10 protein-coding genes are annotated in these 13,606 nt (G+C 61.5%); 6 read left to right on the top strand and 4 right to left on the bottom strand.

From position 1 onward, the window contains the following. Positions 1 to 29: 29 nt before the first annotated feature. Complete coding sequence (locus HMPREF2792_RS12605) at positions 30 to 473, top strand: hypothetical protein (protein WP_232748468.1); 444 nt, start codon at positions 30 to 32, stop codon at positions 471 to 473. A 114-nt stretch (positions 474 to 587) separates the two neighbouring features. On the opposite strand, the gene purH is transcribed toward HMPREF2792_RS12605, so the two are convergent. The 3 genes from purH to HMPREF2792_RS05630 are packed head-to-tail and all read right to left on the bottom strand — an operon-like array spanning position 588 to position 4,537. Beyond that, positions 588 to 2,120, bottom strand: a complete 1,533-nt coding sequence (gene purH, locus HMPREF2792_RS05640; RefSeq protein ID WP_070531641.1) for a bifunctional phosphoribosylaminoimidazolecarboxamide formyltransferase/IMP cyclohydrolase — start codon at positions 2,118 to 2,120, stop codon at positions 588 to 590. Between the two features lie 39 nt (positions 2,121 to 2,159). Next, complete coding sequence (gene purN / locus HMPREF2792_RS05635) at positions 2,160 to 2,765, bottom strand: phosphoribosylglycinamide formyltransferase (RefSeq protein ID WP_070531639.1); 606 nt, start codon at positions 2,763 to 2,765, stop codon at positions 2,160 to 2,162. A 41-nt stretch (positions 2,766 to 2,806) separates the two neighbouring features. After that, entirely contained in the window at positions 2,807 to 4,537 is a 1,731-nt protein-coding gene (locus HMPREF2792_RS05630) for a cell division protein PerM (protein WP_083306396.1), read from the bottom strand. A gap of 346 nt (positions 4,538 to 4,883) precedes the next feature. Between HMPREF2792_RS05630 and HMPREF2792_RS05625 the strand changes: the two genes are divergently transcribed. The 5 genes from HMPREF2792_RS05625 to HMPREF2792_RS05605 all read left to right on the top strand — a co-directional run bounded on the left by HMPREF2792_RS05625 (position 4,884) and on the right by HMPREF2792_RS05605 (position 10,994). Next, the gene (locus HMPREF2792_RS05625) at positions 4,884 to 5,636 is read left to right on the top strand and encodes a M23 family metallopeptidase (protein ID WP_070520676.1); all 753 of its coding nucleotides are present in this window, start codon (positions 4,884 to 4,886) and stop codon (positions 5,634 to 5,636) included. A 252-nt stretch (positions 5,637 to 5,888) separates the two neighbouring features. Continuing rightward, complete coding sequence (locus HMPREF2792_RS12980; protein WP_158011580.1) at positions 5,889 to 6,440, top strand: PadR family transcriptional regulator; 552 nt, start codon at positions 5,889 to 5,891, stop codon at positions 6,438 to 6,440. After that, positions 6,437 to 7,153 carry an ABC transporter ATP-binding protein gene (locus HMPREF2792_RS05615; protein ID WP_070531636.1) on the top strand — a complete coding sequence of 239 codons (717 nt, stop codon included), beginning with the start codon at positions 6,437 to 6,439 and terminating at the stop codon, positions 7,151 to 7,153. Before HMPREF2792_RS12980 ends, HMPREF2792_RS05615 begins: the two co-directional genes overlap by 4 nt. A 1-nt stretch (position 7,154) precedes the next feature. Continuing rightward, on the top strand, positions 7,155 to 9,851 hold the full coding sequence (locus HMPREF2792_RS05610; protein ID WP_070531633.1) for an FtsX-like permease family protein: 2,697 nt from the start codon (positions 7,155 to 7,157) through the stop codon (positions 9,849 to 9,851). A 387-nt stretch (positions 9,852 to 10,238) separates the two neighbouring features. Beyond that, on the top strand, positions 10,239 to 10,994 hold the full coding sequence (locus HMPREF2792_RS05605; RefSeq protein WP_070531631.1) for a M23 family metallopeptidase: 756 nt from the start codon (positions 10,239 to 10,241) through the stop codon (positions 10,992 to 10,994). 4 nt (positions 10,995 to 10,998) lie between these two features. On the opposite strand, the gene pcrA is transcribed toward HMPREF2792_RS05605, so the two are convergent. After that, positions 10,999 to 13,524 carry a DNA helicase PcrA gene (pcrA, locus tag HMPREF2792_RS05600; RefSeq protein ID WP_070531628.1) on the bottom strand — a complete coding sequence of 842 codons (2,526 nt, stop codon included), beginning with the start codon at positions 13,522 to 13,524 and terminating at the stop codon, positions 10,999 to 11,001. Positions 13,525 to 13,606 lie beyond the last annotated feature (82 nt).

The raw sequence follows: 13,606 nt of genomic DNA, 5'->3' as shown, positions 1-13,606 counted from the left end.
GTGCACGGAAAGGTTGCTGATCTCCCGCCATGTCATTTCCTACTGGTCCTTCGGGCACCCCTCCACGCAACTCCGGTTCCTCCGGCTTCGGTTCACCTGCTCCCGGGTTTGGCCGCCCGGGCCATCCCGGCGGCACGAATGGTCCGAGCGGCGGATTCGGAAGCACTCCCCCGTTCGGTGGGCACCCCGCTAGCCCCGCCCCGCAGCCGTTCAGTGGTGGCGCGCCAACACCCCCAAATCCACCCCAGCCCAACTCTTATGCCGCTCCTACCCCGCCGAAAGGCACAGGGCGCTTCAGCGGCGCCATCGCGGCGCTGATTGCTTTGCTCCTCATCCTGGCTGTCGTCCTTGGCGTCGGCGCGTGGTTTATCTGGGGCCGCGAATCATCCGATACGGAGCAGACTGGTACAAGCTCCGAGCCAACCTCGACGGCCGCGCTTGCGACCACGCCTATGACCATCACGGGCGCTTAAAAGCTGAGATCACAACTGCCCTAGCCGCCAAATCTTGCGCTTCCGCGTCGAATTACGCGGCTAGATTCGTCAGCTAGGGCAGTTGAAGTTTGCTGGAACGCTCTGGTTCAGGCTCTAGTGGAAGAAGTGGCGGGTTCCGGTGAGGTACATGGTCACGCCAGCCTTCTTAGCGGTCTCGATGACTTCTTCATCGCGAATGGAACCACCCGGCTGAACCACGGCCTTGACACCGGCGTCGAGGAGGACCTCGAGGCCATCCGCAAACGGGAAGAAGGCGTCCGATGCAGCGAAGGAACCTTCGGTGCGGTTGGTGCCGTCGGCCAGCGTGTTGGCGCGCTCAACCGCAAGCTTGGCGGAGTCGACGCGGTTGACCTGGCCCATGCCCACGCCCACGGTGGCATTGTTCTTAGCCAACAGGATGGCGTTGGACTTCACCGCACGCACGGCGCGCCAAGCAAACTCGAGCTGCGCTAGGTCGGATTCGTTCAGGGCCTCGCCCGCAGCCAGCGTCCAGTTGGCCGGGTTATCGCCCTCCGCCTGGTAGGTATCCGGCTCTTGGGTGAGCACACCGCCGGAAATGTACTTGCGCTCCACCTGCGGAGCCTCGTACTCAGCTTGCAGCACACGGAGGTTCTTCTTGGCCTTAAGAACCTCGATGGCGCCCTCCTCGTAGGACGGGGCCACGATGACCTCGGTGAAGATCTCCTTGACCTGCTCCGCCATCTCCACGGTGACCTCGCGGTTCACAGCGATGACGCCGCCGAATGCGGACATCGGGTCGCAGGCATGGGCCGCGCGGTGAGCAGCCGCGATGGACTCGTCAGACACCGCGATGCCACACGGGTTGGCATGCTTGATGATTGCCACGCACGGGCGCTCATGATCCCAGGCGGCGCGCCACGCGGCGTCAGCATCCTGGTAGTTGTTGTAGCTCATTTCCTTGCCGTTGAACTGCGTCGCATTGGCCAGTCCCTTGGCACCGATGCGGGTCACGGTCGCGGACTGGTGCGAGTTCTCGCCATAGCGCAGCGGGGTGGTCTCCTTGCCCTCGCTGAACTGATCGACGAACCACGCAGACACCGCGGCGTCGTAATCAGCGGTGTGCAGGAAGGCATCGCGGGCTAGGCCGCGGCGCTGTTCCAACGTGAAGCCACCGTTGGCCACGGCGTCTGCGACCTCGCCATAGCGGGCAGGGTCTACAACCACAGCAACGGAAGGGTGGTTCTTGGCGGCCGCGCGCACCATGGACGGGCCGCCGATATCGATCTGCTCCACGCAGCCATCAAAGTCTGCGCCGGAGGCCACCGTCTCACGGAAGGGATACAGGTTCACCACGACGAGCTGGAAAGGATCTACCTCAAGCTCCTGGAGCTGGTTGAGGTGATCCTCTTTGCGGGTATCCGCCAGGATGCCTGCATGCACGCGCGGGTGCAGCGTCTTCACACGGCCCTCAAGGCACTCCGGGAAGCCAGTGAGCTTCTCGACGGGCGTGACGTCAATGCCCAAGTCTGCGATCTTTTTCGCGGTGGAACCGGTGGAAACAATCTCCACGCCAGCGTTATCGAGGGACCGGGCGAGGTCTTCCAGACCGGTCTTGTCATAAACGCTAATCAGCGCGCGCTTGATGTTCTTACGATCTTCGCTCATGGTACGGGGACTTAAGCCTTCCTTGCGGTAATGAATTAATTAGAGCTGAATGCTGAGTGCTTCGCCCTCCACGCGCGCCGCGCGGAGAACGCTAACGATAAGTTCTCTTTCGACCACTTTGATGCGCTCGTGCAAGCTGGCCTCATCATCCTCTGCCAGAATCCGGACGGGTTCCTGGGCAATGATGGAGCCGGTATCGACGCCGGCATCAACGAAATGGACGGTCGAGCCTGTGACCTTGGCACCATAAGCCAGCGCATCGCGTACGCCATGCGCGCCTTTGAAGGCAGGCAAGAGCGCTGGATGGGTATTGATGGTGCGACCTTCGAAGCGATCCAGGAAATCTTTGCCCAAGATCTTCATAAAGCCTGCAGAAACAACAACGTCTGGCTGCGCAGCATCCACTGCGGCAACCAGACGTTGGTTCCATTCGGCGCGGTCAGCGCCCATCTCTACGACTTCGGTGGCAATTCCCGCCGCCCTCGCGCGCTCAATGCCCTGGCAAGGCACGTCCGCGATGACTTTCACGACGCTGTAATGCTCATCCTGGCCATCGACGATGGCCTGCAATAGCGAGCCAGTTCCGGAAACCAGAACAACAACGTTGAGGTGGGCAATAGCAGCGGGCTGATGCGGTGTAGTCACGCGCTACAGCCTAGCCGCTACCGCCGTGAACCGCGGAATTTTTACTCTTTTGTGGGGCCTTCAGCTTCTTGGTGTTCCGCTGCGTCTGTATCGCGCTTCCCCGTGGCTTCAGCGGTCTCATCGGGTTCAGCCTCGGTTTCGGCACTTTCTGCGTCCACGACTTCTGCGTCGATTACGGCGGTTTCGGTCTGGCTTTCGGCCTGTTCCTCAGCTGGTGCCTCAGCTTGCTTCTTAGTCTGGCCCTCTTGCTCGTCCTCTATTTCGTCCTCAGCGTCGGCCTCGGCTTCGCTTTCTTCGTCGGGGTTGGATTCCTCCGCGTCAGTCTCTGCTTCTTCCGCTTCGGCAGCGGTGGCGTCGCCAAGCACTGCAGAATCCTGCTCCGGCTGAGCAGTGTCGGTGGAGTCTGTCGTCGTCTCCTCGGCAGCCGCGGGGGCTTCTTCCTCAGCAGCCGGGGCGGTAGCGCGGCGAGCACGCGATGCGGACACCGCCTGAGACGTCGCAAAGGCACACCCCACGACGAGGCACCACAGGGAGCTCAGCCCCACCGCTGTCCACAGCTCCGGCCCGGTGTAGCCGTACACGCCTAGCGCGCCGGACACGGCGTAGTACGCCACGAGAGAGGACACGGCAACAGTGATGGTTGCAACAAGCGCTACGTGGAAAGACACCAGCGCTCGGCGACGATAAAACGCCGCCACCGCAGCGAGTACTGGAACAACCAAGAGAACCGCGAACCACGAGCTGATGGAAGGAGGAACGGCTGCGGCCAACGGCAGCGGCGGAAGTGGAACTACGTGGCCGCTGAACAGACTCACGCTGGTACCTTCACCAATGTGCAGCTCCGAACCGCTCAGCACCGCCCCCGCAGCAACAGCGGCATTCGGGAGATACAGAATACTTAGCAGGAAAAGCCCCACGGTCCCCATCGCTGTGAGAACCGGATAGCTAGCGAGCATCTCAGCCTGGCGCGACCAGCCACACCCCCACATAATCACAACGAGAACCAGCCCTGCGGCACCAAGGTAGCCAAGGTAGCTCAGGCCGATTTGAGCGGCGTCGACGAATACGCGGGGGACCCCACTGCGCTTAGCCAAGGCCTTCCACAAGCGCGGGCCCATACCTCCAATGAGAGCAGCGGCATGCAGAAGGAGCATGCGGGGCACAACGCGATACAACTCCGGCGGAGAGACGTCGTAAACCTTTCCGGCATCCCAGAGCATCAACCACGCAATAATGGTCAGAACCACTGGCACCGCCAGCACACAGCAGCTCAGGACAAGCAAGTCATTAATACTCACCTTGTCCTTGACTGCCACGCGAACGCGTCGGCCTACCAGCCAGGCCAAGAACGCGGCTGGAAGAACAGGTAGGACACCGATATCAATCCCGCCAGCCCGGATTGGAGCCAGATTAAACACCATCCACGCCTCCCCCACGATGGTGTTCAGCCACGCAAAGGGAGAGCTGGTGAGGAGGAGCGCGGCGATAGCGACCACGAAAATGCCCAGAACCACGACGAGGTGCGGGACGCCGACGACGATAAGCATGCGGCGAATTCGCCCGCGCAGCGTCGTCGGGGCTTGCGCGCGACGGGCGCGAGCCTTATCCGATTCAATTCCCTTGATGCGCTCAGCAGGAGCCCGGCGATCTCGCCTGTAGCCGCGCTCAGAGTGCTCGGCGCTATCACCGCGACCACGCACATGCGCGCGGGGGCGAGCTGACGTCCTGGACTGGGGACTCGTGTTCTTATTCATCGGCGTCCACTTTGCCACGCGCGCCTCCCCCACCGGGGGTGGCACGTCGATATCCGATCCAATTGATCCGACACACCCCGAAACGACAGCACTGCGAGAGTTCTTTCCCTGCCCCTTTCACCGACCACCCCGCCACTCTGACCATAGGTTTACTTTGTTCACAGTAAATAGCTGCCGTATCATGACGTTGAAATCTTTCGGTATATCCAGAAGAAAAACTGCAATCCGGGTTGCTCTGTGCCCGTCGAGACGCTACTGTTACATCTCGTTGGTAACAGGAAGGTCACAATCGGATAACCAACCAGATTTAGACGTAACGATTATTTTGGTTGGACGATAGTGAATTAAGACGGAAGAAGAGTTCATGCGAAGCAAGACTCAGCGAAGCGCAGGTCGCCACCGCAAAATCACCACCTCGCAGACCGCGAAGGGGCGTCTGGCGGTTATGACCATCGCGGCTGGTGCCGTGTCTACCGCAGGCGTTGGCGGTGCGGCAGCAGGCACCATTCAATCCGCCGGCACCGGCGAGACCAAGGCGCAGTCCATCGATTACACCTTGCAGGCAGACACCGATCCGCTCAAGGACGCACAGGCCGCCGTTGAGGACGCAGCACCGCAGATCCTCTCCATCGCAGAAACCAAGCCGGTCGCTGACCTGTCCACGCAGCTGGACAAGGCCATTCAGGCCGCTGATGCCCGCGCCGCCGCCGATGAGGCAAACCGCGCGCCTTCCGTAGCCCGCCCGGCAGAAGGTACCTTCACCTCGGGCTTCGGCCCCCGCTGGGGCTCCTTCCACTCCGGCATCGACATCGCTAATGCCGTGGGCACCCCGATCCTTTCCGTTATGGATGGAACCGTCATCGATTCCGGCCCGGCTTCCGGCTACGGCCAGTGGATCCGCATCAAGCACGATGACGGCTCCATGAGCGTTTACGGCCACATGCAGACCCTTGACGTCGCTGTTGGCGAGCGCGTCCACGCTGGCCAGAAGATCGCCGGCATGGGTTCTCTCGGCTTCTCCACCGGCTCCCACCTGCACTTCGAAATTCACCCCACCGGTGAAGGTGCCGTGGACCCGGTTCCGTGGCTCGCAGAGCGCGGCATCGACGTCGCTTAAAACTCACGCGACCAAACCTTCCAACACCACGTAGGCGGCATAGAGCGAATCTGCTCTATGCCGTCTTTTGCGTATTTCACCCCACTCACCGATGGTCAGGCGCGTAGGGTCGCGCGCCACCTCGCGGGACACCGGGCGGGGGTAAACACCACTCTCCGTTCCGGAACCTCTTGCCAAGCCGATAGTTACCCGGTAACTTACCGGGTATGCACCTAACTAATCCTCCCCTTGTCCTCCGCGCAGGAGGTGACCATGTCCGTCAAACACTCCGTTCTTGCGCTGCTCAGTGATCAACCTTCCACAGCCAGCCACATCAAGACCCGCTTTGCGGAGACCTTCGACAACCTCTGGCCGCTCAACATGGGCCAAGTAGCCCAAACCTTAAGCCGCCTAGAGCGCGATGGGCTCATAACCACCGACGGCGAGCTCACCGGCCCCACCGGGCGCCGCGCCACCAGCTACGCCATCACCCCTGACGGGCGCGCAGAGCTCTCGCAATGGTGGAAGTCCACCTTGCACAGTGACGCCATCGAGCGCGATGAGCTCGTGCTCAAAGTGTCCCTTGCCGCTCGGCGCTCCGACGTCGACGTTATCGCCGTCCTTGACGCCCAGCGTTTCGCCACCGTTCGCCAGCTCCGCGAACTCAACCGCCGAGCCTCGGAATTGCCCGCGGAGCGCAGCGCCCAGCGCTTGGCCGTGGAGCGCCAAATCTTCGACTTGGAATCTCTCTCACGTTGGCTCGACCGCGTGGAATCTCTGACCAACCCGACCACCCCCACCGCCGCCGAGGAGGAACCGCGATGACCCCCGACTCCGTGCCCACCACCCAGCACATTCCTTTCCCGCTCGAACTCGAAAACATCACCTGTGTCTTCGGTAGCGGCGCTCGCCAGGTCACCGCTCTGGATTCCGTCAACCTGCAGCTGCAACCGGGCGAGTTGGTAGCCGTCATGGGCCCCTCCGGCTCCGGCAAGTCCACCCTGCTCAACGTCGCAGGACTGTTGCAACCGCCGACATCGGGACGCGTGCTTCTCGACGGCGCCGATGCCTCCCAGCTCTCCAAAGCCAAGGCCGCAATTGCCCGACGCCGCCACTTGGGCCTCGTGTTTCAGCACTTCAACCTGGTTTCTTCCCTGACCGTTGGTGAAAACGTTTCCCTTCCCCTTGAACTCGATGGCCTATCGCCTGCGCAGTGCCGTGAGGCAGCAGAGGAAGCGCTGAGCGAGGTCGGCCTCGACGGCACCATTGACCGCTTCCCCGAGGAAATCTCCGGTGGTCAGGCCCAGCGCGTGGCGATTGCCCGCGCGCTCATTGGACCGCGCAAAGTTCTGCTCGCGGATGAGCCCACCGGTGCCTTGGATACCTCGACGGGCGAGGAGATCATGAAGGTTCTACGCGCGCGTATCGACGCCGGTGCTTCCGGCATTCTGGTCACCCACGAGCCGCGTTTCGCGGGCTGGGCCGACCGCGTCGTTATGGTTCGCGACGGGCGCCTCACCGGCGAGGAGGTGCGCTAATATGTCCGGCATTAATGCCGCTACCCGCCCGACGAGGCGTGATCTCAAGCTTCATCCATGGCGCACTCTGGCCGCCGTGATGCTCATTGCCTTGCCGGTGGCCCTAGTCATCGGAATTGCGCTCTTTGATAATTCCTCCGGACGGCTCTCCGCAGCCTTGAGCTCGCCCGATCGGTCCCTTCAGGTGAGCAACGAGCGTCAGGACATTGCCAACGAAGACGTTCCCCGCCTGGCCGCCCAGGTGCTGCCAAAAGGCCTCAGCGTCAGCCCGGTCACCACTTTTTCTAGCACGTCACTTATCCATAATGGGAAGTCAACCAACTCCTGGGTAGATCAGTTCGACACAGAGAATCCGCCGGAACCGGCACAGGAGGCCGTCGATAAGTTCAACCTTGGCCCCAACCAGGCAGTTCTGTCGCGTTCGACCGCACGCAAGATCGACGCCTCCGTCGGAGACGTCATCACCGTGCGCACCAACGCCCTCAGCGGCGATCGCCAAGCCACAGTCGCGGCCATTGCTCCCGAAAACTATGACTTTGTCACCTCCCCCACCCTCAATGACGCTCTCAGCGACCCGTCCTTTCAGATACGCACCTCCTGGGTCATCGTGGGTGACACGCCGCTGACCAAAGAGGACGCCGACCGCGCCCATGAAGCTGGGCTGGAAATCTGGGCACCGGAGCTGCGAGATACGGACCGACCCGATTCTGAGTCGGATTCCTTTGGTGGAATCCTGAGCAGCATTCTTTTCGTGCTTTTCTTCTTCGGCCTCTACGCCATCGCCGGATTGCTCATCCTTTTCCTTCTCGCGCCCGTCTTCACGCTGGCTACCGGACGCAATACGCGCCTGTACGCGCTGATGTCGAGCCAGGGTGCATTACCACGCCACATCATGTTCGCAGTGATGGCCTATGGCCTGCTGATGGGACTAATCGGCGCCACCATCGGTGTGATCGTTGGCCTCACGGTCTCGTGGGTGTGGTGGACAGCCCGCTATCCGGACTTTGCTGCACGCCTGCCCTTCCTAGCGATTGCTCTCGCGTGGCTCGTGGCGGTGGCAGGCTGTGTCATTGTCTCCATCGTTCCCGCATGGTTGGCACAACGTGGTGCCCTCTCCGCTGCAATCCAGGGAGCCGCTCCCGACCGCCTGCTGCGCTTTAGGAAGTGGATGGCCATCGGCCCTGCATTCCTGCTTCTCCTCGTGTTATTCAGCTTCACCCCCTGGGGAGAGTACATCCCCACGGTGCTGGCTCTCTTCGGAGTCATCGCGGTTGCCGCGTCTGCCCCGGCCTTGGTCTTCCTGTGCTCCCTGTTGTCTCGCCGAGGCCCGCTCGCGTTGCGCCTTGCCGGGCGTGGCCTGACCCGGCGCAGCATGCATGCCTTGCCGACATCCATTGCTCTCGTATCGGTCTCCTTCACAGCCTCCCTGTTTGGTGTGGGCGTCATGACCGATAGCGCAAAGAGCGTAGCCGAAGAAGCGCTTGTGATGCCGGAGACCACAGCGCTGATTGAGGAGACAACGTTTGACCAACCAACGCAGGTGTCCACGCCGGAAGAACGCGCAGCGGTAGAGGCCATCCAGCAGGCTACCGGTGCTCGCACACACTCCTTCTATGCTTTCCCCTCGTGGACCACGTCTTTTAGCCTTCCTGACGATGGTGAATTCTATGAGCTCAGCACCGAATTTGACTACCAGTGCGAACAGGTCGATCTCAGCAAACCAGTTGAGAGGGCAGTCTTCGTGGACAACCAAGGGCGGCGCACCGATGAGTCCGAAGAGGCCCGTCAAGAGTGCGCGCACGAATTGATGACGACCTTCCCTTATAGCCCGTTGATCTATCAAAGCAGGATGATCCAAGCTGATTCCTCGCAGCTCGAGCTGTGGCAGTTCGACTCGGAAGAGGATCGACGTGCGGCGGCACAAACATTGGAGGCCGGCGGCATCGTGCTCCCCCACAGCAGCCACGTCGGGGACAAGACACACGGCACGGTAACCGTAAAGACGTATAACCGCGTCGACAGTCAAGAGCCAAGCGGAGCCCACAACGCCGATCTGCCAGTTGTTGAGGCCTTGCCTACCGTGGATCGTGACGTGGTCCTGATTAGCCAGCAGGCCGCTCAAAAGCTGAACATGAAGCCCTTCTACGTAGGCCAGGCCCTGGCGTTGGATGAGGCGCCGAGCGAAGCAGAGCGAGAGGAGCTGCGAGACCTAACAGCGAGCGCTTCGCAGTCGCGATACTCACTGGAGTTCGGTGTCTCCTCCCCCGAGAGCTTCCGCTACTACCTCGGCCTAGGAATGGGAATTATCTGCCTCATCGTGCTCGCGCTCATCATCGCCAATGCGGCTAACAGCATGCGCCATGAAAGCACCGTGCTGCAGTCGATTGGCGCGCACCCCTCGCTGATGTCCAAGGTAGCCGCGTGGCAAACCTGGATAGTGGCCACCGCAAGCATGCTCTTCGGAGTGATCGCGGGACACCTTGGCACGTTCCTCTTCACTGATAGGTCCGCCTTCACCTTCTCTGAGCCCCCACATGGCCTGCGCCCGCAGGACTACTTCACCCCGGATTGGTGGCAGTTCCTCGCCGTGCTTGTTGTGCCGCTCATAGCCGCCGCTATAGCGGCCGCGGTCAATCGCAGCGATAAGACAGCCCCGCTCACCGCACGGGATCGCAGCGAGTCGCGTTCGTTGACCTAGCCTTCGTGGCCCACCGTTCCCCGACCGAGCCTTCGGCCGGGGAACAACTCTTTTCACACCCCCAACCCCTACCCCCATTCTTTAAACCTTCACTTTACCCCTGTAACAATTTTCACTTCTTTCACACGCGCAACACGCTGGGCTGTTCGATAGTTTTTCGAACAATTCCTGTATTTACCTGCATTTTTGCGCATTGCGCAGGGTGATAGCACGGGATAGTTTGTATCTCGTTGCCACGGAAGCTCAGCACACGGCCGAAACCGCACCGGCGTGTCGCAGACTTCAAGGCACAACGCGGCTGATATGGCCGTGATCCTATCGCTCACAGGCTTCCCGCCGGCTACGACGGCGGAAGCGAGCCACCGCAGGACTTAAGGACGTGAAGTAATGAAGCGCACGCTCAGCGCACTCGCCGCCATGGCGGTCACCACCGCCACCGTGACGGCCCCAGCGTTCGCTGCCGAACCGGCAGTAAGCGTGGATGTCTCCGACGGGTCCAGCCAGGGCCCGACTGCCGACGACGTCGAAGTCAAGGAAGACTCCAAAGCCGACCTCTTCAAAGCATTCTCCGGGCTGCTCGTTTCGACGGCCGGGGCCCTCAACGGGGCATCCACTCCGGAGATCAACTCCACGCAGGACGGCTTCGATATCGTCCTCGACCCCTCCAGCATTCCCGGACTCGCTGAAGCCTTCGCGCCGCAAGGCGATCACTCCGGCCTCACCCCTACCCGCAGCCAGGACGCGAACGGTAACACCGTGGTCTTTCCGACCTCCGGAACCTTCACCTCCGGCTTCGGACCGCGTTGGGGTTCCTTCCACAACGGCATCGACGTGGCGAACCCAATCGGTACGCCCATCTACGCCGTCATGGATGGGGAAGTCATCTCCTCCGGCGCAGCCCAGGGCTTCGGCAACTGGATCCGCATCCAGCACGAGGACGGCACCATCTCCGTCTACGGCCATATGCCCAGTGATCAGCTTTTGGTCAACGTCGGTGACCGCGTCACGGCCGGCGACCAAATCTCCGTCATCGGCAACGAGGGCCACTCCACGGGCCCACACCTGCACTTCGAGGTGCACCCGGGCGGCGGCGCGGCCGTTGACCCGGTGGAGTGGTTCAGCGAGCGCGGCATCCACATCTAAAGCCTTAGAGCTTTTCCATCGGCACACCACCGATGAGCATGAGGCGGACCTTGCCTGCTGAGCCGAAGTCCACGGTGACTGTCGCCCGCGCGCCGGTACCGGAGGCTTCGATGACCGTGCCTAGCCCGTATTTTGCGTGGTTGACACGGTCCCCCACAACTAAATTGAGATGGTTATTCTTCGGCATTGATGTCGCCGAAGCTGGCTTGCGCGAGCGCTGCGAAGGGGAAGACGCAGCGCTCCGCGAGCCATAGCCGCCGCCACGGGAACGGAAGAACCCGCTATCTGAGCCGAAGGTTCGCCCGTATTGGTAGGAATCATCTCCGCCCCACGCACTGGACAGCGAGCTGTCCAGTTCTTCACGGCGCCAGTCGATGAGGTCCTCAGGGACCTCGGCGAGGAAGCGGCTGGCCGGGTTCGTCACCGGGTTGCCCCAAGACGAGCGGAGAATCGCACGCGTGAGGTAGAGCTGTTCCCTAGCACGCGTAATGCCCACGTAGGCAAGGCGGCGCTCCTCACTGAGCTCCTTCGGGTCCCCCAGGGAGCGCATGTGCGGGAATTGGCCATCCTCCCAACCGGTGAGGAAAACGACGGGAAACTCAAGGCCCTTCGCGGTGTGCAGGGTCATCAACGTTACTACCCCGGACTCATGATCTGGAATCTGGTCCGCATCAGCCACGAGCGAAACCTTTTCGAGGAACGCTTGAAGCGAGCCCGGCGCGACTTCGCCTTCCGAAAGCTCCGGGGCTTCCTCTGCGTCCGCGCCCATAAAGGCCATTTCATTGGCGGCTTCAGAGCTGAACTCGCGGGCCACCGATACCAACTCGTTGAGGTTGTCTAGGCGTGCCCCATCCTGCGGGTCATTGGAGTTTTCCAGCTCCGCGCGGTAGCCGGTGGCGTCCAGAAGCGCGTTGAGCAGCTCCCCCAAATCCGGCTGGCCCGTCACCTCATTGACCATGCCCGGAATCTGTGCGCGCACGCCGTCCATCATCTCGTTGAATTTGGTGACGGCATTGACCGCCCGCGTGCCAAGGCCTGCGACCTTTCCTTCGGCCGCATCACGGAGAGCCGCCCCAAAACTAACGCCAAGGTTCTCCGCATGTAGAGCGATTTGCGCCTGCGCCTTGTCACCGATGGCGCGTTTTGGCACGTTGATGATGCGGCGCAAGCTCACCGTGTCATCCGGATTATCCATAATGCGCAGGTAAGCCACCATGTCCCGGATCTCGCGGCGCTCGTAGAAGCGCGTGCCGCCAACCACCCTGTACGGGATACCCGAGCGCACGAAGATATCTTCCAACGCGCGGGAGGCGTTATTGGTGCGGTACATCACCGCAATATCGGAATACGCCGTGCCTTTATCCGCCAGGGAATCAATTTCTGAGGCGATATACCGCGCCTCGTCGTGCTCGTTATCCGCCACATACCCGACGATCTTGTCGCCTTCGCCGTGGGCGGTCCACAGATTCTTCTCGCGGCGGCCCTCATTCTTCGCAATCACCGCATTCGCCGCGTTCAGGATGGTCTGGGTCGAACGGTAGTTTTGTTCAAGCAGAATCGTGTGCGCTTGCGGGTAGTCCCGCTCGAACTCCTGGATATTCCTGATGGTGGCTCCGCGGAAGGCATAGATCGACTGATCAGAATCACCCACCACACAAAGTTCCGGGGCATCCGGCGGCAGCTCGCCCCTGCCCACCAAGGCCGAAACGAGCGCGTACTGCGCGTGGTTGGTGTCCTGGTATTCGTCGATAAGCACATGCTTAAAGCGGCGGCGATAAAACTCCACCACCTGTGGGTGCTGGTTAAAGATGCGCACCACTTCCCCGATGAGGTCGTCGAAATCCACCGCGTTCGCGGCGCGCAGGCGGCGCTGATACTCCTCGTACACGCTCGCCACAGTGAGCTCAAAAGGATTCTTCGTCCGCTCTGCCTCCGCCCGGGCCCGCTCCGGGGAAATGAGCTCATTCTTGCGGTTCGAGATCTGGTTAGCCAAAACACGCGCAGAGTACTTCTTCAGGTCCAGCTGCATGTCTTTGGCAATCATGGTGAGCAGCCGGCGCGCATCATCGCCGTCATAAATGGTGAAGTTCGTGTTCAACCCCGGCACCAGCTGAGCATTGTTGCGCAGGATGCGCACGCAGATGGAGTGGAAGGTTGACACCCACATCCGCTCCGCCACGGGGCCGACAAGCTGGCCGACGCGCTCCTTCATCTCCGCGGCTGCCTTGTTGGTAAAGGTAATGGCGAGGATCTGCCACGGCGCTACCCCACGCTCGCGCATGAGATAGGCAATGCGACGGGTCAACACCGCGGTCTTTCCCGAGCCCGCGCCGGCCACAATGAGCAACGGCGAGCCCGAATGTGTCACGGCCTCCTCCTGTTGCGGGTTTAAACCTTCCAGCAGAAGATCATTTCCCTGGCTGGAAGGGGCATCCGCGTTGTGCCCGGACGCGGGAAACAGGCCACCGGCGGAGGTGTCGGCGGAAGGATCAGACGAAGAACGAGGCCTAAACGGAGAAGTGTTGTTCATAATGCTCTCCAACCTACTAGCACCACCGGACATTGCCGTCCACGCCGCTTCTTATCGACGAATACCGACGTCACGGCACGCG

Origin of the sequence: Corynebacterium sp. HMSC068H04 (genome assembly GCF_001811255.1) — a bacterium.
Classification (GTDB): domain Bacteria; phylum Actinomycetota; class Actinomycetes; order Mycobacteriales; family Mycobacteriaceae; genus Corynebacterium; species Corynebacterium hesseae.
Note: the sequence above shows the minus strand (reverse complement) of the source record. Positions and strands in the feature narration are given on the sequence as shown.